The sequence below is a fragment of the Shewanella sp. Shew256 genome, assembly GCF_002196695.1.
GTDB classification, from domain to species: domain Bacteria; phylum Pseudomonadota; class Gammaproteobacteria; order Enterobacterales; family Shewanellaceae; genus Shewanella; species Shewanella mangrovisoli.
The window spans coordinates 19673-42704 of sequence record NZ_NAJR01000007.1; the positions used below are offsets into that span (position 1 = coordinate 19673).

Genomic DNA, 23032 nt, shown 5'->3' on the forward strand with positions numbered 1-23032 from the left:
CTAGTGACTTTTTCTTTTTCGGTATGACGAGAAGTTTTTCTTCAAAGAATAAAGCATATATAACAACCTCGGGGTGATTCTAAGCCTATGAATAACCTGATGGTAAGAACCTAAATAAGTGCCATCTTTAGCGCTTTCTTCAATGAGTTCATTAAACAATTGATAGTTCTTTTGTTCCAATGCTCTCAATGAACGTTCGAAATTAATTCTAGCCAGTCCATAAATTATTGATTTTCTAGATACCCCAAAGGATTCAGCAATCTTAAGCGTTAAAATAAAGTCTTGACGAACTTGTTCTATTTTTTCTGTATTTGAAAAAACTACACTATTTGGGTTGTTCCTATAGGCTCCCAAAACCTCATCAATATAAGCAATCTTTCCGTGTCGAGCATGAATAATGTGCATCAGCCAATCAAAAACAATTTTTGTAGGAAGGGTTAGCTCTATATCTTCTATTGTACTTCTTCGAAACATTTTAGCGCTATGACATAACCCTGCACCATACTTAACTAACTCTTCTATCGTTACTTTCTCAGCTCGGTTAGAGTCGTTATAAAATCGAATAAATTTATTCGTTTTATCTTCAAAAACTTTCATGTTGTGAAAACATGCACTTACATCAAGATTCTTGTCTAAGTAATCTGATTGAGTCTGCAGCTTATTTGGATACATGAGATCATCGCCATCCAAGTGGGCAATGTATTCGCCTTTACAAGCAGCTAAAACATCTAAGTAGTTTTGGTTTGCACCAACGTTAGAGTCGTGAAGAACCAAACTTATATTATTATATCGTTCGGAGAACTCCTTCAGTATCTCTTGAGTTCCGTCTTTAGAAGCATCGTCTCCAATGACAATTTCAAAGTCAAAACTAGACTGCTGAGATGCGACACTTGTCAACACATCTCGGATAAAGTTCTCAGCATTATACGTAATTATAGCAACACTAACTTTTGGTTTATTCATCACTTAACAAGCTCTGCAGATAACCGAATATACACTTTTGAACCATCGGGTCTTAAGTAGTAAGCGTTGTTAAAATCACCATGGCTTAACGCTCTAAGCAGGTCAATGTGATCGCGAAGCGTTCCAATATGATCTAAATTCAGCTTACACAGTGCTTTAAAGTCACTTATTCCGTTGTAATTGCCTTTTTCATACGACAGTTTTTGCTGGTAATTAGCAAATACTAAGTCAGCCAAATGGTCCTTTAACAGATCCATTTCAGTTTGCTGAACTCTTTCATAAACATTTAATGACGTGTCCCACTCGAAAATAGGCACTTCTTTCTGAAATAAAATGGCGCCATCATCAATTTCTTCATTCATTAGGTGGATGGTACATCCAACTGGCTTTTTATTGATGATTGAGAAAACCTGCGGAAACCAACCACGATTATGTGGGTTTAAGCCAGGGTGGATATTAATGCAACGCACGTTATTAACTAATTCTGATGGAAATATCTGCTTGCAATGCGCGGAAACAACCAATTCGTAATGCTCAACAATATGTGCAACATCTTTCTCAGATTTTACATTTATTGATGTTAAACCTAAGGAGATAAGTGATGCTGGGTTCTTGTTTATAGCGCTGTAGCGATAATCAAAAGTTACGCTCTGAAATTTATCAGCATTAACTGCCACAAGGTTTTGTATAAAACTAACTAACGGCTTGTTGTCGGAGACAATCAGAACATGCATCATTTGCCACCCACTATTTTTCTAATTTCACTACAAACATAAGTAACTTCTTGTTCGCTTAATGCCGTGTATAGCGGAAGGCACAGCGTTGTGTTAGCACCATGTTCAGACACCGGGCAAGGAGTGTTATCAGCAGCACCATAACAGTTAATCTTATTTATAGATGGACTGAAATAACGTCTTGCAAATACACCAGAAGCTTTTAATCCATCTAACACTTTGCTGGTTATATGTTCATCATTGAACATCACTGGCATATAGGCACCGTTTAAACTCGCTCCATCGAGCCATGCTGGCATGGTGGCAATGCCGCAGAGTTGTTTTGCATAAAGTTCGAATAGATTTACCCGATGGCTAAGTATTGTTTCTATATCGTCAAGAACAGCCAAACCCATTGCTGCATGTACTTCACTCATTTTGGTATTAATACCACTATCAACAATGTTAATTGTTTTAGTATCTATACCAAAGTTTGTCATCAATACAGCGCGCTCATAGTCATCGCTATTTTTAAAGATCACTGCGCCACCTTCAACACTGTGAAACACCTTGGTAGCATGGAAGCTTAGGGTAGACGCATCGCCATAATTTAGTACGCTATTACCATTAACCTTAACGCCAAAGGCATGGGCAGCATCGTAAATCACTTTCACCTTGTGCTCTTTGCCTATTTGTTCAAACGCTTCGACATCACAAGGGTTACCGTATACATGCACTGGCACTATCGCTGTGGTGTCGGAATCTATGGCCTGGCGGGCTTTATTCGGGCATAAGTTATAACTTAGCGGGTCAATGTCAGCAAACTTAGGGGTTACACCTTCCCATGCCAAACTACTGCTGGTGGCAATAAATGTAAAAGGCGTAGTTACCGCATTGCCTTTTAAATTAAATACTTTATAGGCAAGTTGCATGGCGAGGGTGCCATTAGCCACTGGCAATAAGTTTTTTACGCCCAGATACTCTTCCAGCCGTACTTTTAGTTCCTGAACTAAGGGGCCGTTGTTTGTTAACCAGGCTTTATCATAAACGCGTTCAAGGTACTTGGTGTATTTTTCAAATGCAGGTAAATAAGGTTTATTAACTGGAATCATTTTGCTTTCACCAACTCAGCCAAATACTGGCCATAGCTATTTTTTGCCATCGTATTGGCTATACGACTGATGTCAGACTGTGTCAGCCAACCATTTAAATAAGCAATCTCTTCCAGCACCGCGACTTTAAAGCCCTGTCGATGCTCGATGGTTTGTACAAAAGAAGATGCTTCAAGTAAGCTGTCGTAAGTGCCAGTGTCCAGCCAAGCAAACCCCCGGCCCAACATTTCAACCTGCAATGCACCGCGTTTTAAGTACTCACGATTAACACAGGTAATTTCTAGCTCACCACGTGCTGAAGGTTGAATATTTTTCGCTATGTCGATGACATCGTTATCATAAAAATACAAGCCGGTAACGGCATAGTTTGATTTAGGTTTAAGCGGCTTTTCTTCTATAGATATCGCTTTACGATTTTCATCAAACTCGACTACACCAAATCTCTCTGGATCACGCACCTGATAGCCAAATACAGTCGCTCCGGATGGACGCATTGCAGCTTGCTTTAATTTCGGGCTAAAACCCTGGCCGTAAAAAATATTATCGCCCAGCACTAGGCACACATTGTCGTTACCGATAAAGCTTTCGCCGATAATAAAAGCTTGCGCCAGGCCATCAGGGCTTGGCTGTATGGCGTAACTTAAATTAATGCCAAAATCACTACCATCACTTAATAGTCGCTTAAAGGCGGGCTGGTCTTCCGGCGTAGTAATAATAAGAATATCACGAATACCGGCCAACATTAGTACCGACAACGGGTAGTAGATCATCGGTTTGTCGTACACTGGCAGTAACTGCTTAGATACACCACGGGTTATCGGATAAAGCCGGGTACCAGAGCCACCGGCTAGTATTATGCCTTTCATGCTAAGCTCCCTGGCCTAAACGTTCCAGCTTGTAGCTGCCATCCAACACGGCTTGCCACCAGGCTTTATTTTTTAAATACCACTGTACGGTTTTGCGTAAGCCAGTTTCAAAGGTTTCTTCCGGTTTCCAGCCTAGTTCGAGCTCAATTTTGCTAGCGTCTATAGCGTAGCGCATGTCGTGGCCAGGCCGATCGGTTACATGAGTGATGAGTGATGAATGTTTAGTGTTAAGTGGGTAACCGCGTTCGTACATTGGCGCTAATTCGTCCATCAGCTCACAAATGGCGTGCACCACTTCGATATTTTGTTTTTCGTTATGGCCGCCAATGTTGTAGGTTTCACCTATTTTGCCTTCGGTTACTACCTTGTACAGCGCACGTGCATGGTCTTCAACATAAAGCCAGTCACGGATCTGGTTACCTTTACCATAAACAGGTAATGGCTTACCGGCTAACGCATTTAAGATGATTAGCGGTATTAGCTTTTCAGGAAAGTGATAAGGGCCGTAATTATTGGAGCAATTGGTCACTATAACCGGTAAGCCATAAGTACGGTGCCAGGCACGAACTAAATGGTCCGAACTGGCCTTACTGGCTGAATAAGGACTACTTGGAGCGTACGGAGTAGTTTCAGTAAACAAGTCATCAATGCCATGCAAATCACCATAGACTTCATCGGTAGAGATATGATGAAAACGAAATGCCTGCTTACGAACATGAGGTAAATCTTTCCAATAATTACGTGCAGCCTCCAATAACGTATAGGTACCAATAATATTAGTACCGATAAACGCTGCTGGGCCATCGATAGAACGGTCTACATGACTCTCTGCAGCTAAGTGCATTACCGCATCTGGCTGATGTTTATCAAAAAGATCTGCCATTGCATCTGCACTACAGATATCGGCTTGTTCAAACACGTAGCGAGTATTTTTTGCTACATCGGCGACCGAGTTTAAGTTACCAGCATAGGTAAGTTTATCGACATTGACTACCGAGTTATCGGTGTTTTTTATAATGTGGCGAACTACGGCCGAACCAATAAAACCCGCACCGCCAGTGACTAACAATTTCATATTACTGACTCATAAAGTTGATGTACCAAGGCATAGCTGCCGAAATGCCCATACGTATTGCGTGCGACGGAGCATATCCAAGCAAACGTTTTGCCTTAGTGACATCAGCCTGAGAGTGGCGCACATCTCCCGCTCGAAAATCACGATACACCGGCGTTTTAATGTAGGACTTACCATTTTCTTCTAATGCAAATTGTAACGCACTAAACAGGTCATTTAGTGTTGTTCTATCACCAACTGCTACGTTGTATACCTGATCTTTCGCTGCATCATTCGCTGTTGCAGCCAGAATATTGGCCTGAACGACATTTTCGATAAAACAAAAATCCCGGCTTGTTTCACCATCACCGTTAATAATCAAATCATCGCCTTTGATCATTGCAGCCGTCCATTTGGGGATGACAGCTGCATAAGCGCCATTTGGGTCTTGGCGTTTACCAAATACATTAAAGTAACGTAATCCAATACACTTAAAGCCATAAGTACGGGCAAATACGTTGGCGTATAGCTCGTTAACATATTTGGTCACTGCATAAGGCGATAATGGGTTACCGATGTTTTCCTCTATTTTCGGTAACACTGGGTGATCACCATAGGTTGAACTGCTGGCTGCGTAAGTAAAACTTTTTACACCAGCATCCCTTGCTGCCACTAACATATTTAAAAAGCCAGTTATATTGGCGGCATTAGTTGTGATAGGGTCAGCAATAGAACGAGGCACAGAGCCTAAAGCGGCCTGATGCAAAACATAATCGACACCTGTCACCGCTTGTTGGTAATCTTCCAAGTTGCGAATATCACCTTGAATAAAGTTAAACCGTGACCACTGCTCTGGCGTTACCAGGGTTTTAACTTCATCAAGGTTATGCTGATGGCCGGTAGCAAAATTATCCAAGCCAACTACGGTCTGATTTAACTGCAACAAGGTTTCCAGTAAATTCGAGCCAATAAAACCGGCTACTCCCGTGATCAACCACACTTTAGGCTCTGCCAGTAACTGCCTTTTTACATTTTCATACTGCATAAGTAAGTAGCCTTATAGCCGCATATCTACGGCGTTTGCCGCAAAGACATATTTTAAATCGTAAATCACGCTATCAGCTTTAGTTAAGGCTTTAACACCGGCAGCACCAAGGTCTTTAAACTGCTGATGACCAACTGCCAGAATTACGGCATCATAACAAGCTGGCTCTAGTGAGGCGATTGGCGTAATACCATATTCGTGCTGCGCTTCGGCGCTATCAACCCAGGGGTCAAACACATCAGCTGCAACACCGTATTCTTTTAGCTCGGCTAAAATATCCACCACCTTGGTATTACGAATATCCGGACAGTTTTCTTTAAAGGTTAAGCCCATTACCAGCACTTTAGCACCGGCCACATGGATACGCTTTTTCACCATGGCCTTTACCAGTTCGCTGACAACATAACGCCCCATGCTGTCGTTAATACGCCGTCCGGCCAGAATGACTTCAGGGTGATAACCTACCGCCTGGGCTTTATGGGTTAAATAGTAAGGATCTACCCCTATACAGTGGCCACCGACTAAACCGGGGCGAAATGGCAGGAAATTCCATTTGGTGCCCGCAGCCAACAACACTTCTTCAGTGTCGATACCCAGCTTATTAAAAATCACCGCCAACTCGTTTATCAGCGCTATGTTTAAATCGCGTTGGGTGTTTTCTATAACCTTGGCCGCCTCTGCTACCCGAATTGAGCTGGCTTTATAAGTACCTGCGGTAATAATGCTGCTGTAAAGGCTGTCAACAAAATCGGCTATGTCGGGCGTTGAACCAGAGGTGACTTTTTTAATCGTCGTGACCCGGTGCTCTTTATCGCCCGGGTTTATCCGCTCCGGGCTGTAGCCAGCGAAAAAATCTACATTGTATTTCAGCCCCGACACCCGCTCGATTACCGGAATACAGTCTTCTTCTGTTGCGCCTGGGTAGACGGTTGACTCGTAAATAACGATATCGCCCTGCTTTATCACCTTGCCTAAGGTTTCTGAGGCTTTAATCAGCGGCGTTAAATCCGGCTGACGGTGCTCATTTATTGGCGTGGGAACGGTAACGATATACACATTGGCCTGACGTAAATAGGCAATGTCGCAGCTGTAGCTAAGTTTAGCCGCGGTCGCCAGCTCCTCACTACTTACTTCGAGCGTGTGATCTTGCCCCTGATTAAGCTCGTTAATCCTGGCCTGGTCAATGTCAAACCCCAAAGTTGAGTAATGTTTGCCAAATTCTACCGCCAGCGGAAGGCCAACATAGCCCAGGCCAATAATGGCGATATTAACTTGAGATAACTGCTTCATTAATTCCATATCCCCTTTGTATCGACTATATGACCCTTGGTCGGGCCTTCTGCCTTAAACTGCTTGTGATCAACTAATAAAACATGGATATCGGCTTGCGCAAAAGCCTGCTCAGCACTTAGCAACGTCTGCTCAGATAACTTCGCGGATAAGGTATCAATATTCGGTTCTACTAGCAGAACCGGACCTCTATGCAAAGCGATAAGTTGTTGTGCTATTAACATCGCAGGGCTTTCGCGTAAATCGTCAATATCGGGTTTAAAAGCTAATCCATAGCAGGCGACGGTAACATCTTTCGCTGTCTTATTTGGGTTAGCCAGCAGAAAGTCAGCAATGGCCAACTTCACTTTATCGATAACCCAGCCTGGTTTGCTGTCATTAACTTCGCGCGCAGTTCGGATAAGACGTGCTTGCTCGGGTGTTTTACTAACAATAAACCATGGGTCTACCGCAATACAGTGACCACCTACACCAGGGCCTGGTTGGAGGATATTTACCCGAGGATGACGATTAGCAAGGTTAATCAATTCCCATACATTAATATTCAATTTATCGCAGATCATCGATAACTCATTGGCGAAGGCAATTTGCACATCGCGAGAGCTATTTTCAGTTAATTTGGCCATTTCAGCTGTTCGAGCATTAGTGATAATGCAATCACCCTCTACAAATATTTTGTAAAGCTCAACCGAGCGTGCTGAGCATGTTGCAGAAATACCACCAATTACGCGATCGTTTTGAACTAGTTCACGCACTACATGGCCAGGTAATACACGCTCAGGGCAATGAGCTACATTTACATCCGCTAAATCACCCTCTGTTTGTGGGAAAGATAAATCTGGCCGAGCAGCCGCAAGCCACTCGGCTACTTGCTCTGTTGCACCTACGGGTGAAGTAGACTCTAAAATCACTAAATCGCCTTTTTTGAGCACGGGTGCAATACCTCGGCAAGCAGATTCAATATAGGTTAAATCAGGAGCAGGAATTTCGCCTTCGGCACAAGGTAAAAAAGGTGTTGGTACAGCGATTAAAAAGGCATCGGCAGGCTCTGGTGTCATAACAGCTCTGAGATAGCCCTCTGTCACCGCTGCATGCACTAACATATCAAGCTCTGGTTCAACGATATGAATTCTTCCTTGGTTGATGGTATCTACTGCATGTTTATAAACATCTACACCAATTACGTTGACCTTGCGCGAGGCAAACATTGCGGCTGTGGGTAAACCAATATAACCAAGACCAATGACTGAAATTGTTTTAAATGACATGATATTTCCTGAATGCTTGTATCTAATTTCTTGTATCTGATTCTTAATTTCTTACTTTGCTAATTCGCTTAAAATTCTTTGGCAGGCTTTGCCATCACCATAAGGATTGTGGGCAAAGCTCATCTCTGTGTAGGCATCTTCATCATTGAGTAGCACAGTAAGCCCTGAAACGATTTTATCTACATCCGTACCCACTAATTTTACTGTGCCTGCCGCTACTGCCTCGGGGCGCTCGGTTGTGTCACGCATGACTAAAACGGGTTTACCCAGTGATGGCGCTTCTTCTTGAATGCCGCCAGAGTCGGTCAAAATAATATGGCTGCGCATCATCAAATAGATAAACGGCAGGTATTCCTGGGGTTCGATTAAGATGATGTTTTCAATGCCGCCCAAAATGCGGTTAACTGGCTCACGCACATTGGGGTTTAAGTGCATAGGGTAAAGAATCTGCACATCAGGATTGGCTTTAGCAGTGATAGCTAAAGCTTCACAAATCCTTTCAAAACCACCACCAAAGCTTTCACGACGATGACCTGTTACTAAAATCAACCTTTTATTTAAATCTAAAAATGGGAACTGGGCAGCTAATTTATTTTGTAGTTCACTATTTTGTTCAATCTTGGCTTTTACCATTAGAAGTGCATCAATTACTGTGTTACCAGTAACAAAAATATTCTCTTCAACATAATTTTCTTGGAGTAAATTTTGTTTAGATATTTCAGTAGGCGCGAAGTGGTATTTGGTTAAAGCACCAGTGAGCTTTCGATTTGCTTCTTCAGGCCATGGGGAATATATATTGCCTGTACGTAAACCCGCTTCAACATGTCCTACAGCAATTTGCTCGTAATATGCTGCTAAGCTTGCTGCAAAAGTTGTTGCTGTATCACCATGCACTAACACAACATCGGGTTTAAACTCTTGCAGAACTGGTTTTAGCTCAAGCAAAATACGGGCAGTAATATCGTTTAAAGTCTGCCCTGCCTTCATCAGATTTAAATCATAATCTGGAGAGATATCAAATAATGACAAAACTTGATCTAACATTTCACGATGCTGGGCAGTTACACAGACTTTTGCTTCAAAACGCTCATCTGAAGCTAATGCATGTACCAATGGAGCCATTTTTATCGCTTCTGGTCGTGTACCAAAAACCGTAAGAACTTTCTTTTTCATCATTACTTCAGACCTAATTTAGAACAATTTCTAAAAAAGAAATTGAAATACTACACATATTCATCTCAGCCTTCCAAACCAAGCTGAGACACTTTTCATCCATTTTGAGACAACAGCATTTTCGCTATCCCACGTAAAGCCTAGGTTTTACTGTTTTTCTTCAAACTGTCCCAATAGGCCCTTTTTTTTTTTTAAATCTCTAGTTTTGCTCTTTTCTCATAAAATACCTTACCAGCACTAACATCACCCCTAACATACAACCGAGCATAGTGCCTAAAACGCAAATTAATGCACGTTTGGGTTTGGCCTTTTCTTCAGGCGCTAATGCGGGATCGATAGTTTTAAATACGTATTCATCGCGAACTTCGGCAAACATAATGGTTTTTGCCTGCTCTTCAATCAATTTGTAAAGTACGGTTTTAATATCGGCGACATTGGTTAAGGCGATTTGTTGATTTAAAAACTCAGTACTGCGGTGCGCTTCAGCGACATCACGATCTTTCATTACTTTATTAATATCTTGAATTAACCAAGTGACCCATTGCTGGGCAACGGTTGGGGATAAGTGCTCTACCGAAATGGTCACCATGCCAGATTCTTTATCTTTATTAACTTCGATGATTTTACTAAAGACTTTATAGGCCTCTTGCATCGATGGTTCAGGTTTAAATGGTGGTTCTACATCGCGCACCCAAGTATTGGTTTGCTCGTTATATAGCTCAGAGTCATAAATAATTTTATCCGTATCCCTATCCCATTTTTTTGCGGCCATTAAATCAGCAAGTATGTTGTGCTTTTGAATAAACTCACTGGTAAATTGGCGGGATTTTAATACTTCGATCGCAAGCTGGGTTTTATCAGTACCACCTTTACCGCCGAGGTTAACTCCAGCAAGGCTAGCTAAACCACCAAACTGCGATGCCAAGGCACTTAAGCCACCGCCCTGCTCCTCTGATGCTGGCGCCAACAAAGCTTCGGATTTATAGATATTGGGTAAATAAAGTGCTAAGCCAACAGAGGCAATCGCAAAAACAGCGGTTATGGCAATAATGAGCCATTTGCCTTGCCAGATGACGGCAAAAAGCTCTCGAAGATCGATTTCGTCGTTTTGCACTTGAGGAAACCTAGTGTCGGATTGGTATGTGTTTGGATTTTGAGTAATTTGTGTATTCATTGGTTCTTCAGATTCTAGATTCTAGTACGCTGCGCGGTGAGAGCGCTGCGCTTCTATAAAGGAAAAAGCTTAAAGCAGAGCGGGCTGCGCCCTTATAGAAAGAGCAGAGCGTCGCTTCGCGACTTCTAGATTCTAAAGCCACGTAGTGGCGTTCTAGAGGCCGAAGGCCGTTGTAGAGCAGTGCTCTTTGCTGCGTTCTTCTTAGCTTTTACTCTTACTTTGCTTTTGTTTGATAATTGCACCTAAGATTTTGGCTAATTCTTTTGCTTCTTGAACCATAAGTAACGTGGGTTCCTTTGCCAAATATCCAACTTCAATACCTATATAAAGTTGGGTGACTAGCTCTCCTAGAGAGCCTTTGGCATAGTACAAAAAGCGAATTTGATCTTTTAGTGTTTCACGCTCTTCACCCTCAGCAATATTTGAAGGGACAGATAATCCTGAACGGGTTATTTGATCTTTAAAACCCCAATTACTTACTGATTCTGTCACTTGATATATTTGACAAGATAATCTCGAAGCTCTTTTCCAAACATCCAGTTGTTCGAATCGCATGATCTTCCTTGAGAGCAGAAACTAGAATCTAGGACGCTTCGCTGCTAGAACGGCCTTCGGCCTACTATACAAGCAAAAGCTAAAAACAGAGAGTCGATTCGCTCCTTCTAGATTCTAGCAGCAGCGTTTTTTGCTGCGTCCTAGAGGCCAAAGGCCGCACTAGATTCAAGGGTCTAAATCCTAGAGCCACGCAGTGGCGTCCTAGAGCAGCGCTTTTTGCTGCGTCCTAGCAGTTGCGAAGCAACGCCCTAGATTCTTGCCACACCGTGGCGTTATATCCCCGATATTGCGGATACTGCGACGGCGGTGTTGTAGATAATGCTCGTTACTTGAGTCCACAACGTTAGATTATCTTTGTATTCGGTATCTAATGGTACAACTATGGTGTCACCAGGTTCCATTGAGCTACCACCAGTAAACCACAATGAAGATTCAGGCATTTGTACCGAGCCATCAGCTTTTAATATATAAGTACGTGATTCGTCAGCACGTTTACGTGGACCGCCGGATAAGGCTAAATACTGCTCAAAGGTTAAGCCGGATTTAAAGCGATGAGTGCTTGGATGTTGCACTTGGCCCATAACAGAAACCGTTTGGTTAGCAGGCGGAATGTAGAGTGCATCTGCATCTTCTAGCATTAAATCGGCACTTTCGATGCCTAATTCAATCGCATTGATATCGACAACCAAACGACCAACCGTTTTAACGTTTTCCAACTGATTTAACATCATTTGTGCGTCGTTATAACCAACGGTAGGCGTGTCTTTGGTCAAGGCCTTTGCGGCAATCTCGCGGCGCAATTCATCGGCAAGCTTAGCAAGCTCTTGCTGTTCTTTCTCTTGAATAGATTTGCGCAAAAAGACTGCACTGCGTGGTGCAGCATCACTCGTCATACCCCCTGCACGAGCAAGCACTTGTTTTAAGGTTTCGCCGCGCTGGATACTGTAAGTACCGGGGAATTTGACTTCACCTTTAATGGTGACCCAGCGAGTTTCTTGCCAGTCTGGCAACGTACGTACGGTTAAGATGTCACGGCTTTGCAGTTTGATATTGGCCGCCGGATCATTTTGCATAACGCGGTCTAAACTAAGCTGCACATGTTCTACAGTGACACCGTTTTGCTCAGACACTTGTTGGCGAGTCAGCTCTGCAGATAAGGTATATGCGCCTTCTTCTAGCCCGCCTGCAGCTATAAGTAAATCTTTAACATCGGCATTAACCGTTATTGGATACTGGCCAGGAAAACGCACATTACCATTGATATTAACTAGCTTCGCTGCATCGCCAAAACGGCTTTGCTCTTTTAACTTTTTAATAATGGGCTTAAGCAGCTCCTCACGATCGGCATAGTCAAATACGATGACTGAATCACGTGGCTTTAGCGCAAGATTATAATGTGATTTTGGTTCACCAATTGCGCGACCGAGATTAATACGCTCGACTTCGATATCGCCACGTTGGTTGACTTCTCTTACCAGCAAGCTGTAATCCAAGTCTGCCGAGATGGTTAAATCCCCCCAAATAGAAGGCAATAAATCTGCAACTGTTAGACCATTTGTCCATTGATATTTACCAGGGCGGATTACTGCTCCTGAAACCGTAATAGCATTATCAATACGGCTTGAAGCTGAGCGCACATTAAGCAAGTCGCCATTTTTTGCTAACGTACTTAAGCCTGAGCTTTCTGTTAAATCAACGCTTACCACGGTTTTTACCGCTTCACGACTATAACGTTCGATAGTACTGGCTTTAGGATAAGCACCTGGGTTTAAGCCACTGGCCATATTTATCACATCGGCCATGGTTTCATTATTTTTAAGTTCGTAAATGGCAGGGCGACGCACTTCGCCAATGACACTCACAGTGCCCCCTGTAGATGGAACAAAGACCACATCACCGGATTGTAATCGCATATCACCCGAAGCATCGCCACGAAGCAATAAATCATACAAGTCTAAACGGCCAATAGTTTTACCAGAGCGCTTTAATTGAATATCACGCAAGCTACCAATTTCGTTCACGCCACCCGAGATAAACAAGGCCTGAGTAATAGTGGATAAACTCGATACAGTATAGGAGCCTGGCTTGTAAGCGTCACCCGCAACAAAAATCCGGATTGAACGCAATTCACCCATAGTAATATTGGACTCAATACCTATCATGCTTTGGCTGATCTTTTGCTGTAATAACTCGCGTGTTTCAGCAAAGGTTAAGCCTACTAGTGAAATAGGCCCCAAGTTAGGGAATTGCACCGCGCCATCACGGCCCACGGTTAATGTGAACTGATTATTTTCTTTACCAAAAAACTGCACATTTAAGGTATCACCGGGGCCCATCATGTATTCAGCAGGCACTGGTACATCAGAAACGGGAGCAAACGTACTTGGAGAACCAGCAAATAAGTCATAGCCAAAGCGTTTTAGCTGATCTTCTTTTTTGCTTTCAATCGCTTCAACCTTAGCTTCCGTTTTGGTTGCCTGGTTAAGTTTATCGTCCTCAGATTGATCGATGACGTTATTACCACTTTCCGTTCGTGGCGTAACTACAGGTGGGTTTTCAACAACAGTAGCAGTAGATGAGGCCCCCGTGATCATTGACGGATCAATACCGTATTGGCGAGCTAAACGTTCTTGCTCTGACTTAGGTAGTTGTTTGAATTGCTCTATCATCTGCGGAGAGGGCGTAATAGCTTGCGCCTGTGTGCCCATCAATATCGTGGCAGTGATGCCAACTAATATTGCGGTTTTGGGAACCGCTTTGATGTATTTTTTGAATTGTTGTAACACCAGATATCTCCGATTGGGTAAAGATGATGGAAAACATTAAAAACTTTAAAAGCTGATCGGGCTTTGCCCTGCGAGAAGATTGTACTTCTAAGGTCTAGGCTCTAAAGCTAACTTGCGAGCTTTGCAGAGCGGCGCTTTGGATTGTGCCCTAGAGACCGAGAACCAGCTAAGCAGCAACGCAATTCATCAAAATCTGACACGCTACCAATCTGCGTGCCAGACAAGACCTTCTGCATTCTTCGCTTAACGAATGAAACTATCGATTTGATGTCATTCAGACACGCTACCGCCCATGGATTACGGTCTCCAAAATCCCCTTCGCAACGCGAAAAACCTTATTTTTCAATTGGTCACACTAAGCTTTGCACCAATTTCAAATTCTATTAGAACCTAAATCCAAGTAGAACTTAACTTCAAGCATGGTTAAGGATAGCACTCAGAAAGGATATGATTTATCACATATCCTAATTAAATCATGCGTGTACTCTCTTGCTGCTTAAATACTGTACAAAATGATACTTCTTTATTTCTTTTAAAGGCGCAAAATCCCGCACCAAAAATGAAACATATATCTTACATATTGCGCTGCAGAGAATTTAAGCTTTGCAACGGGTAACCCGCTATTTTGCGGACAACTAAAGCAAGATACTTAATTTCAAAGCATGTTATAGCCTAACTACAGAATCCTGAGGAACAGTAACAACTTTGCTCTGCCCCATAATATTAAATAAAACTTGGCAACGTTTGTTTGGGCATTTTTCTTGAAAAATGCCTTCTAAATCAACAAATGGTCCATCTTTAAAGCGAATTTTTTCCCCGGTTTTTAGTTCTAGTTCGTGGTCTAAAACCGCTTGGGAAGGCGTTAATTCTTTCATGCGAATGGCGTGAATAATACGATCGTCTATAGGAGTCATTTTTTCCTGACAATTGACGATTCGGCTCACGCCGCGAGTAGAGTTGACCTGCTTAACACTGGTTTGGCTTGGGTCGAAATTGATGAACAGATAATTTGGGAATAGAGGTACACGACAGTTCCGCTTCTGCCCGCGTTGAGATTTTTCTTCAGAAACCATTGGTAAGTATGTTTCTAAATTTTGAAGTGCTAAGTTCTGTTGTGCCCTCGCTTCACTACGAGGTTTACAATACAAAAGGTACCATGCCTTCATCTACTAATCTCACTACCCTATGTTAAGTGATGTCCATTCACGGCTGGCAATCATAGCAAAGTTGTGAAGATGGATGGAAGCAGTTTTTTGACTCAATAGAGTCATCGCTCGGTATCTGAGCAAGGCTGGATATATTAGTAAAATCAGCATTAACCCACATCTGTGCTAAGTTGCAGATAATCTCACCAGTTAGCAAGCCAAAATTGACTTTAGTTGCTTTTAAAGGGTATATAAGATGGGATTTTAGCGAAATTATTCCATTTAACGCTAAAAATATTACTTTTATTATAACAACGTAACAATAACTCATACGTAAGCCGTAGAAATTCAACAAGTTACCCTTGCCGTAAAGCCTGGGGTAATCAACGAATTCTTAGCGGATAAATGAGAAGAGCAACAACCATTTTTCTGTGGTGACATCATCCTGTAACAGGGGCGCCACAGGCAATCACGAGCTTAAGGTGGACACTTCATGAGCGTAGCAAAACCACAGGGGACGATGCTTGGTCATCCCAAGGGCCTATTCCTACTTTTTACAACCGAACTTTGGGAACGTTTTAGTTATTATGCAATGCGCGCCATTCTGGTGCTGTATTTAGTCGATAAAGTTCAGAGTGAAGGGGGGCACGGTTTAGGATGGTCGCAAGCCGATGCGATTTCGCTCTACGGAACATTTACAGGTCTGGTTTACTTAACGCCTTTACTCGGCGGTTGGTTAGCTGACACCTTTTTAGGTCAACGCCGCGCCATCATGATTGGCGGTACTTTAATGGCCGCAGGTCAATTTATTCTTGGTACTCCTCATGCGTGGGTACCAGGTATGGAAACTGAAGTATTCTATGTCGGCTTAGGCACTTTAATCCTAGGTAACGGTCTCTTTAAACCTAATATTTCCACTATGGTGGGTGACCTATACGAAGAAGGCGACCATCGCCGTGATGGTGCTTTCACCATTTTCTACATGGGTATCAACGTTGGTGCTTTCCTCTCCGGTATTATCGTAGGCTCTGTTGTCGCAGCTTATGATGGTAACTTCCAAGCCGGCTTTATCTGTGCGGGCATTGGTATGATCCTGTCGTTAATCATCCAACTTCTGTTTGCACAAAAATTACTCGGTAATATTGGTAGAACTCCAGCCGCTAAACTTGAGCGTGAAAAAGCTGCTGAAAAAGGCGAAGTACGTAAAGAACCTCTCACTAAAGTTGAGCGTGATCGTATTAAAGTCATCATGGTGATGGGTCTATTTACTATCATCTTCTGGGCAGGCTTTGAGCAAGCTGGTGGCCTGATGAACCTGTTCACTAACGACTTTACCGACCGTATGATCGGTACTTGGGAAGTACCTACCACTTGGTTCCAATCATTAAACGCGATGTTTATCGTGATTTTCGCACCTGTTGTAGCCTCTATTTGGGTACGACTAGGTAAGAATGAACCTAACTCACCTGTGAAGTTTGCTTTGGGCCTAGTGCTGTTAGCCGTAGGTTTCCTATTTATGATCGGTGCCGTGGTTGAAATGGGCGGTGATGCTTCTGCTAAATCAAGCATGTGGTGGTTAGTCGGTGCTTATTTCTTCCATACCATGGGTGAACTTTGCTTATCACCAATCGGTTTATCTATGGTCACTAAGTTAGCCCCTCTGCGTATCGCTTCGTTAATGATGGGTTCTTGGTTCCTTTTCGTTGCTGCAGCGAACAAAATTGGTGGCGTGGTTGGTTCATTTATCGGCCATGGCGGCGAAAAAGAGGAGCAGCTCGCTAATGCGATGGCGATCTTCTCCGGTATCGCCATTACAGCTGCACTTTCCGGTGTGATCTTATACTTTATGGCGGACAAATTAGTCGATTGGATGCATGGCGCAGAAAGCAAGCATCACAACGAAGCCGAAGCGTTAGAAGATGAAATTGCCGTTACCGGTGAGCATGAAGCGATTAAACGTTAATATGCTTTAGGTTCAATCAATAAAAAACGCTGCCATGGCAGCGTTTTTTATTTGTCGCATAGAAGATTAACTTAAGCCATCGAGCTAATTTCCACTTACATTTCAGGTTAATAGTCGATTTTAGAATCATCGCCAACCTTCATATTCGTTATCATCGATACGCACAAAGTCACTGTAGTGGCATAGTGAATTTGGCCACCGTTATAGGCTTAATTGCATAAAGCCACCCGCGGGTAACTGCGGATCATATACAAGGCCTTTAAATTGGTTTTCTAAGAGTTGCTGCTTGTGTTCAGGCTCACTGGTCGCAATACAGAGCTGCTCCTGCGGCAATATAGTGCGAAACTGAATGCTCGGTTTCCCCCAATCTAACATCCCCAATTGTAAGCTCTCAGAAAGCGCTAATGGGCTCAAACCTTCATCATTACGCAAGTAGCACCTCAGCCCCTTACCAGCTTGCGCAATCGCGGCGCGATAGCGTGTTAATTCGATAGCGACATAAATAATATCGACTGTGATATCGAGGCCAGATTTGACTAAACGCTCGTTCAAATAACTCAACATATTGAAGGGCTCGATAATGGTCTTGCTTTGGCCACTACGATAACTTTTGAGCTTTTGGTTAACAAAACTGCGCAGCAATACACAGGCAAAAGCCGCTCTATTATCTTCGGGATAGAGATGGGCCATGTACATGATGAGGTAGTCACTGCCCACCATAGTGGAATCAATAAAGTAACTGCTGATATCGCTACTCTTAAATAAACTGTAATCCACTTTGGCCGTGGGATAGCTGATGTTAGAAGCAGGAAACAGCTGCTGCTGAACTTGCTTAGCTGCCTCGACACTTTGTTCTAACAGAACCAAGTTATCCTTGAGTTCTTGATTAGATAAAGCATCAAATTCGGCTTGAGTCACATCATCGGAATAGTGTCGTTGCAATCCCTGTTTTATCGCTTGTTCGATGATAAATAAATCGGGGACGGGTTTTACAAGATAATCACAGGCACCAACACGCAGGGCTTCGACAACATCCGCCATTACGTTATTGCCAGAGACCACAATTGATGGCACCAGCGGCTCTAATTTACTCATTTCCTTGAGCATATCGAGGCCACCAAGTTTAGGCATGCTGAGATCGGCAAGAATGATATCGAAACGTTGTTGCTTAAAAATGGACAGTCCCTGCTCACCATCGCAGGCTTGCACTACTTCGGCACCGCGCCCAATAAGAAAAGTGGCGACGATTTGCCTAAAGACCGGGTCGTCTTCGACCCAAAGAATAGAAACATCATTTAACGCCATAAAGATTCCCGAATAACATTCATTGCGATAGCAATAACTCAATCATGACATCGGAAGAATCATTCAATACGGCAAGGGCTTGGCTGCAAAAAAGGATTTACAGCCAAGTACAGCGCATAAGCTTACTCAAGTTCCTGCATGTACTGATCGAGCAACTCATCATCTTCTTGTTTTTGAGGAACATTGCCATCATAGACTTTATAGTCCATGTGTTGTAAGTACGCATCTTTCACAAAGGTATAGGGATCGAGCGCATTATCAACAAGCCTTTCTTGGTCAATCGCCGATGCTCTCGCATGAAGACTCTTAAGTCCCCATTTAACAATGGATTGCCACACTGTTAGCTCAGATAGTGGAAAGTATAGACCATCAACCCAATCCGATGCGAGTTCTCGCACCACATAGGGGCCGGCAAAGGGAGCCATAAAGTACGGTCCGTTTGGCACGCCGTAGTAGCCTAGCACTTCGTTAAATTCATCTTGCTTGCGTGGCATCCCCATCATATCGGCCACATCGAATACCCCGAGTAAACCGATTGTGGTGTTCACCGTAAAACGGCCACCAGCATTTGCCGCCCAGCCCCATTTACCCTGTAAGGCGTTGTTAACTAGGCTACTCGGTTCTTCCAAATTCTGTACGAAGTTGTTTATCCCCGTTTTGGCGGGCAATGGCAGATAATCGTTGTATCCATGTGCGACAGGACGATAAATATACCGGTCTAAATACAGATAGTTGAAATCCCACATTGCACGGTTAAATCCCTCAAAGGGATCACGCGGATCATCGTAAGTAATCTTTACTGCTGAAGCCGTATCCTTTGGAGTAGTCTCAGGTACAGTCGCCTCTGCCCCATACACCTTAGGCAGTAATGCAAATCCTAAAAGTACCCCTAGCCATTTCAACTTCATATTGCTCTCTTAAATAAATGTACTGCTTAGATATCGAGTTTTGCTAAAGTGACCAAGGACAAGTGACGATAAAAGATTATTCACCTGAGTGGCATACTCTAGTATGACAGAGAAACTGTCGTTGTTTTTACAAAGCGCATAAGCATACTTGGCAAAACATTTTGGTCAATTGTTAATTTTTCAAAATAGCGTGCCGTTAGATACACCAACAAGGGCCTTACATGGAGTCAATTCCACTTATTAATACCGCCAATGCGCAATTAATCGCTCCAGCCTCTTCAAACGAGGCCGTGAGCGTAAACTCACGTCCCCTTCCAGCTGAAGTGCAAGTCTTCCCCGAGGGCGATAGTATTATTCTAAACGGTACAGAATATAATTTAAAGCTTGTTAATGCACAGCAAAGACAAGCCTTGATTGTAGCGAGTAGTTTCTTAGTGAATCCAATCACCCCAGAAGCCACAGCCAGCACCAGTGCCAATAGCACAGTCGCTAACGCACAATTACTGACGCTAGGGGCGACACTAACCCTAAAATTGCCCGAAGCGATAGCGCAACTTGCGCAGCAAAATGGTATCTCCCTGGATAAGCTCTATACCCTAGCGGCAAGGCCGCTGGGATATCCTCTACCCAATGTCACTGTTACAACGAAAGAATTTCAATTTGCTAACGGGACTGTGGTGCCACAGGATCCAGGTACTCGACTCAGCACTGGAGAATATCAAGCTAAAATAAGCCTCTCGCAAGGAAGGCCTATTTTAGTCCTGACCCCAATACTGAGCAAACTTGAAATCCACATTGGCGCGCCAATAAATGAAACTCAACTTCCCATTATTGATAAACAAGCAGCTAATGTGGTCATCACTAAAACTGAGCCTGCTCAGATAATTGCTGCATTTTTACGTAAACTTGAAGGAATTGCACCACAGGCCGAGCCATCAAATACAGTAAAGCCTAGTACTCAAGCACCTGTGTCCTCGGAGAATAAAGCTGCCAATATGCTAGCTCCTTCTTCCGCAACAGATATGCCAAACAGCAAAGTCAATGTATCGGCCGCTAACCCTCAAACCAGTCTACAAGCCAATACTGAACCTAAGCTGACTGTTGTAAATCAAACGTTAAATACCACGGCGCAATCGCAAGAAACTTCCCAAAATCAGCAAAAAGCACAAGTGCTTGATGCTAAGACGTTAGAATCCAAGGCCTTTGAATCAAAGCCTTTTGAATCTAAACCTTTTGAATCAAAACCCCTTGAATCTAAGCCACTAGAATTAAAACCATTAGAAGCTAAAACTATGGCATCGGGGGCGAGTAATCTCGATAGCAGTCGCAACTCGCTTTTAGCGGCAAAGGCTCAACAGGATCTCCCCCCTACAAGTTCCACTAAAACTGGCTTAGTCGGTAACGAGCTACCACTGAGTCTCAAACCACAGGCGATGGAGGCTCAATTAGGCGAAAAAATCAATAAGTCCACCGAGGCACAAATCAGTGTCAATGAGGTGCTACAGAAAGCTTTTACCAAAGCCGGTGCCTTGCCGTTAGAACAAATGCTCGCGCGCGGCGGAGCAAATCTCGCGGCGGAGTTATTAAAACATTTGCCCCATCTAAGCCCGCCAACATTAGGGCAATTAAGTGAACTGAGCGAATTAAAGGACGCTATGCTTGGACTTTCAGCCTTAAACCTTGCCGCGCCACAGCTTAGTCAACCCGCCGTGTTTATGAATGCCAATGCGATTACCTCGCTATTTCAACTATTGTTGGGGTTTAGGGCCAATAATAGCAACAATACGGTCAGCCAGAAGCTGGCAGATTACCTAGAGCAATTACAGGCTAAAACGGGTTTATCGACCAATCAGCTTGGACAATTGAGTAAAGCCGGAGGGCTTGAAAGCATGGGCCAACTGGCCTCGAGCTTACACCTTTATCAGCAGGCAAGCGGCGAAAACAACGGCAATCTGGTATGGTTTTTTGCCCTGCCCTATGGGATCAATCAACGGCATGAACAGCTCGAAGGAAAATTTGAACGAGATGCCAATGATGACGAACAACAAAAGCACAAAGGTTGGCATCTGCAATTGAAGTTTAATCTTGCACAGGGGCCGCTGCTAATTTCGGCACGCTTCCATCAGCAAGTGTTAGATATTCAATTTAAAGGTAATAGCCAACAACTGCTCAATCGCGTCGATAATTTTTTAGCACCCTTAGGCCAAAAATTATCCCAGCTAGGCTTTACGCCTGGGGAGCTTTCCACGCAAATTGCCCAAGTGCCAGCGACACTGCTCCCGGGCGATCATTTTTTAGTGAAAACACGTGCTTAAAATCGAGAATGAATGATGAATGAAGAACCCAAAACCCAGCAAGCCGTCGCCTTGAGTTACGATGGGAAACATGCACCTAAAGTCGTGGCATCAGGGGAAGGATTGGTTGCAGATGAAATTATTGCGCTCGCAAAAGCATCAGGCGTTTATATTCATCAAGATCCCCACCTGAGTAATTTTTTAAGATTGCTCGAATTAGGTGAGGAAATTCCGAAAGAACTGTATCTGCTGATCGCAGAACTGATTGCCTTTGTGTACATGTTGGATGGCAAATTTCCTGAGCAGTGGAATAACATGCACAAGAAAATTGTAGAGAAAGCCTAAAATAAGGAATGTGCGACTTTGCAGCCTATTTTCGATGAAGGCGAATTAACAGCTCAGCCTCAGCTTTAGGTAACTCACACTCTTTAATCAGTTCGTCCACCCCCGCGCCTAAGGCGACCATTTTCATCGCTCGGGTATAGAGTTTGGCTTGAGGATCCTGCTGCGTCGACTCTTCGATACGCTCGGATTGTTGATGTAAGCGCTTCTCAAGCTCGATAACACGTCGCCCCATGCCAATAGTACCACTGCGAAGCTCCTGCAACTCGCGTTTAAAGGACTCACGTTGGCGATCGCCTTCTTTGACCAGCACGGTTAACGCTTCAACTTTACTGCGCAACTTACTCAATTGTTTTTGGAGATAAAGGACTAACCCTAAACACGCAATCACATAAACTAAGGCTGCGATTAAAAATTCATCGCCCATTAATCATCCTTACGCATCACTATAAACTGAAATCAACAATACAACGGCTTCACCAAACGGCAATCATAATGGTTAAACAATAGCGAAATAAACCGTTTGCATCGTGAAAAGCAAGGACGACAGATTAGCTAATCTGTCGTCTCATCATGGAAGCTTAGAGCTGATTTAACTCAGCCCATTCTTCATCGGATAATAACTTGTCTAAGTCGACGAGGATCAGTAGCTCGTTATCGCGATTGCTCACGCCTTGGATAAACTTGGCGCTTTCTTCAGTGCCGACATTCGGCGCATTATCAATTTCAGAACGGCGCAGATAAACCACTTCGGCCACACTATCCACCAAAATACCGATCACTTGTTTCTCTGCTTCGATAATCACGATACGAGTCGAATCATCCACTTCCGCCGATTGCAGGCCAAAACGTGAGCGAGTATCGATAACAGTCACCACATTGCCGCGCAGGTTAATGATCCCTAAAACGTAATGGGGTGCGCCAGGCACAGGGGCAATCTCGGTGTAACGTAGCACCTCTTGCACCTGCATCACATTGATACCATAAGTTTCGTTGTCTAACTTAAAGGTAACCCATTGCAATACTGCATCATCTTTACTTGCAGCCACGGCCGCGACATTTCTTGTATCTTTCAT

Annotated in this window: 20 protein-coding genes; 3 read left to right on the top strand and 17 right to left on the bottom strand. The window is 43.5% G+C overall.

Translation table 11 applies throughout. The features are described 5' to 3' along the window. From B5P39_RS14130 to rfaH, 13 genes are all read right to left on the bottom strand, one after another. Positions 1-963, bottom strand: a complete 963-nt coding sequence (locus B5P39_RS14130; RefSeq protein WP_088211965.1) for a glycosyltransferase family 2 protein — start codon at positions 961-963, stop codon at positions 1-3. Continuing rightward, complete coding sequence (locus B5P39_RS14135) at positions 963-1700, bottom strand: dTDP-4-amino-4,6-dideoxyglucose formyltransferase (protein ID WP_088211966.1); 738 nt, start codon at positions 1698-1700, stop codon at positions 963-965. The genes B5P39_RS14130 and B5P39_RS14135 overlap by 1 nt, the downstream gene beginning before the upstream one ends. Then, positions 1697-2788 (bottom strand): DegT/DnrJ/EryC1/StrS family aminotransferase, encoded by a 1092-nt coding sequence (locus B5P39_RS14140; protein WP_088211967.1) that lies wholly within the window; start codon positions 2786-2788, stop codon positions 1697-1699. Before B5P39_RS14140 ends, B5P39_RS14135 begins: the two co-directional genes overlap by 4 nt. Next, a complete protein-coding gene (rfbA, locus tag B5P39_RS14145; RefSeq protein WP_088211968.1) occupies positions 2785-3654 on the bottom strand; it encodes a glucose-1-phosphate thymidylyltransferase RfbA in 870 nt (289 codons plus the stop codon). The genes B5P39_RS14140 and rfbA overlap by 4 nt, the downstream gene beginning before the upstream one ends. Before the next feature lies 1 nt (position 3655). Further along, entirely contained in the window at positions 3656-4729 is a 1074-nt protein-coding gene (gene rfbB, locus B5P39_RS14150; protein ID WP_088211969.1) for a dTDP-glucose 4,6-dehydratase, read from the bottom strand. A gap of 1 nt (position 4730) precedes the next feature. Beyond that, on the bottom strand, positions 4731-5753 hold the full coding sequence (locus B5P39_RS14155; RefSeq protein WP_088211970.1) for an NAD-dependent epimerase/dehydratase family protein: 1023 nt from the start codon (positions 5751-5753) through the stop codon (positions 4731-4733). A 12-nt stretch (positions 5754-5765) separates the two neighbouring features. After that, positions 5766-7043, bottom strand: coding sequence for a Vi polysaccharide biosynthesis UDP-N-acetylglucosamine C-6 dehydrogenase TviB (gene tviB / locus B5P39_RS14160; protein WP_088211971.1), 1278 nt, complete (start codon positions 7041-7043; stop codon positions 5766-5768). Beyond that, positions 7043-8311, bottom strand: a complete 1269-nt coding sequence (gene wecC / locus B5P39_RS14165) for a UDP-N-acetyl-D-mannosamine dehydrogenase (protein WP_088211972.1) — start codon at positions 8309-8311, stop codon at positions 7043-7045. Before wecC ends, tviB begins: the two co-directional genes overlap by 1 nt. A 51-nt stretch (positions 8312-8362) precedes the next feature. Then, on the bottom strand, positions 8363-9487 hold the full coding sequence (gene wecB / locus B5P39_RS14170; protein ID WP_088211973.1) for a non-hydrolyzing UDP-N-acetylglucosamine 2-epimerase: 1125 nt from the start codon (positions 9485-9487) through the stop codon (positions 8363-8365). A gap of 196 nt (positions 9488-9683) precedes the next feature. Next, positions 9684-10658 carry a Wzz/FepE/Etk N-terminal domain-containing protein gene (locus tag B5P39_RS14175; RefSeq protein WP_088211974.1) on the bottom strand — a complete coding sequence of 325 codons (975 nt, stop codon included), beginning with the start codon at positions 10656-10658 and terminating at the stop codon, positions 9684-9686. Positions 10659-10859: 201 nt separating this feature from the next. Beyond that, entirely contained in the window at positions 10860-11213 is a 354-nt protein-coding gene (locus B5P39_RS14180; protein WP_037424719.1) for a four helix bundle protein, read from the bottom strand. Between the two features lie 272 nt (positions 11214-11485). Further along, positions 11486-13999, bottom strand: a complete 2514-nt coding sequence (locus tag B5P39_RS14185; RefSeq protein WP_088211975.1) for an SLBB domain-containing protein — start codon at positions 13997-13999, stop codon at positions 11486-11488. A gap of 665 nt (positions 14000-14664) precedes the next feature. Then, positions 14665-15165 (bottom strand): transcription/translation regulatory transformer protein RfaH, encoded by a 501-nt coding sequence (rfaH, locus tag B5P39_RS14190; protein ID WP_088211976.1) that lies wholly within the window; start codon positions 15163-15165, stop codon positions 14665-14667. 472 nt (positions 15166-15637) lie between these two features. Here rfaH and B5P39_RS14195 point away from each other — a divergent pair, with 472 nt between their 5' ends. Beyond that, positions 15638-17107 carry a peptide MFS transporter gene (locus B5P39_RS14195; protein WP_011622098.1) on the top strand — a complete coding sequence of 490 codons (1470 nt, stop codon included), beginning with the start codon at positions 15638-15640 and terminating at the stop codon, positions 17105-17107. Between the two features lie 201 nt (positions 17108-17308). Here B5P39_RS14195 and B5P39_RS14200 read toward each other — a convergent pair whose 3' ends face one another. Continuing rightward, the gene (locus B5P39_RS14200; protein ID WP_088211977.1) at positions 17309-18412 is read right to left on the bottom strand and encodes a response regulator; all 1104 of its coding nucleotides are present in this window, start codon (positions 18410-18412) and stop codon (positions 17309-17311) included. 122 nt (positions 18413-18534) lie between these two features. Further along, entirely contained in the window at positions 18535-19320 is a 786-nt protein-coding gene (locus B5P39_RS14205; RefSeq protein WP_086903716.1) for an MlaA family lipoprotein, read from the bottom strand. Positions 19321-19541: 221 nt separating this feature from the next. On the opposite strand from B5P39_RS14205, the gene B5P39_RS14210 reads away from it, so the two are divergent. Both B5P39_RS14210 and B5P39_RS14215 read left to right on the top strand, forming a co-directional pair. Beyond that, positions 19542-21635 (top strand): flagellar hook-length control protein FliK, encoded by a 2094-nt coding sequence (locus B5P39_RS14210; RefSeq protein WP_088211978.1) that lies wholly within the window; start codon positions 19542-19544, stop codon positions 21633-21635. A 12-nt stretch (positions 21636-21647) separates the two neighbouring features. Then, positions 21648-21959: an EscU/YscU/HrcU family type III secretion system export apparatus switch protein gene (locus B5P39_RS14215; RefSeq protein WP_374918424.1), complete on the top strand. Its 312-nt coding sequence runs from the start codon at positions 21648-21650 to the stop codon at positions 21957-21959. A gap of 25 nt (positions 21960-21984) precedes the next feature. Here the strand turns inward: B5P39_RS14215 and B5P39_RS14220 are convergent, their stop codons facing one another. Both B5P39_RS14220 and B5P39_RS14225 read right to left on the bottom strand, forming a co-directional pair. Further along, a complete protein-coding gene (locus B5P39_RS14220; protein WP_011622093.1) occupies positions 21985-22383 on the bottom strand; it encodes a DUF2802 domain-containing protein in 399 nt (132 codons plus the stop codon). 154 nt (positions 22384-22537) lie between these two features. Continuing rightward, positions 22538-23032: a chemotaxis protein CheW gene (locus B5P39_RS14225; RefSeq protein WP_011073088.1), complete on the bottom strand. Its 495-nt coding sequence runs from the start codon at positions 23030-23032 to the stop codon at positions 22538-22540.

What these genes read in the sequence shown, in the direction of transcription:
- B5P39_RS14130 (WP_088211965.1), bottom strand. Translation starts at nt 963, where the DNA reads ATGAATAAACCAAAAGTTAGTGTTGCTATAATTACGTATAATGCTGAG.
- B5P39_RS14135 (WP_088211966.1), bottom strand. Translation starts at nt 1,700, where the DNA reads ATGATGCATGTTCTGATTGTCTCCGACAACAAGCCGTTAGTTAGTTTT.
- B5P39_RS14140 (WP_088211967.1), bottom strand. Translation starts at nt 2,788, where the DNA reads ATGATTCCAGTTAATAAACCTTATTTACCTGCATTTGAAAAATACACC.
- rfbA (WP_088211968.1), bottom strand. Translation starts at nt 3,654, where the DNA reads ATGAAAGGCATAATACTAGCCGGTGGCTCTGGTACCCGGCTTTATCCG.
- rfbB (WP_088211969.1), bottom strand. Translation starts at nt 4,729, where the DNA reads ATGAAATTGTTAGTCACTGGCGGTGCGGGTTTTATTGGTTCGGCCGTA.
- B5P39_RS14155 (WP_088211970.1), bottom strand. Translation starts at nt 5,753, where the DNA reads ATGCAGTATGAAAATGTAAAAAGGCAGTTACTGGCAGAGCCTAAAGTG.
- tviB (WP_088211971.1), bottom strand. Translation starts at nt 7,043, where the DNA reads ATGAAGCAGTTATCTCAAGTTAATATCGCCATTATTGGCCTGGGCTAT.
- wecC (WP_088211972.1), bottom strand. Translation starts at nt 8,311, where the DNA reads ATGTCATTTAAAACAATTTCAGTCATTGGTCTTGGTTATATTGGTTTA.
- wecB (WP_088211973.1), bottom strand. Translation starts at nt 9,487, where the DNA reads ATGATGAAAAAGAAAGTTCTTACGGTTTTTGGTACACGACCAGAAGCG.
- B5P39_RS14175 (WP_088211974.1), bottom strand. Translation starts at nt 10,658, where the DNA reads ATGAATACACAAATTACTCAAAATCCAAACACATACCAATCCGACACT.
- B5P39_RS14180 (WP_037424719.1), bottom strand. Translation starts at nt 11,213, where the DNA reads ATGCGATTCGAACAACTGGATGTTTGGAAAAGAGCTTCGAGATTATCT.
- rfaH (WP_088211976.1), bottom strand. Translation starts at nt 15,165, where the DNA reads ATGAAGGCATGGTACCTTTTGTATTGTAAACCTCGTAGTGAAGCGAGG.
- B5P39_RS14195 (WP_011622098.1), top strand. Translation starts at nt 15,638, where the DNA reads ATGAGCGTAGCAAAACCACAGGGGACGATGCTTGGTCATCCCAAGGGC.
- B5P39_RS14200 (WP_088211977.1), bottom strand. Translation starts at nt 18,412, where the DNA reads ATGGCGTTAAATGATGTTTCTATTCTTTGGGTCGAAGACGACCCGGTC.
- B5P39_RS14205 (WP_086903716.1), bottom strand. Translation starts at nt 19,320, where the DNA reads ATGAAGTTGAAATGGCTAGGGGTACTTTTAGGATTTGCATTACTGCCT.
- B5P39_RS14210 (WP_088211978.1), top strand. Translation starts at nt 19,542, where the DNA reads ATGGAGTCAATTCCACTTATTAATACCGCCAATGCGCAATTAATCGCT.
- B5P39_RS14215 (WP_374918424.1), top strand. Translation starts at nt 21,648, where the DNA reads ATGATGAATGAAGAACCCAAAACCCAGCAAGCCGTCGCCTTGAGTTAC.
- B5P39_RS14220 (WP_011622093.1), bottom strand. Translation starts at nt 22,383, where the DNA reads ATGGGCGATGAATTTTTAATCGCAGCCTTAGTTTATGTGATTGCGTGT.
- B5P39_RS14225 (WP_011073088.1), bottom strand. Translation starts at nt 23,032, where the DNA reads ATGAAAGATACAAGAAATGTCGCGGCCGTGGCTGCAAGTAAAGATGAT.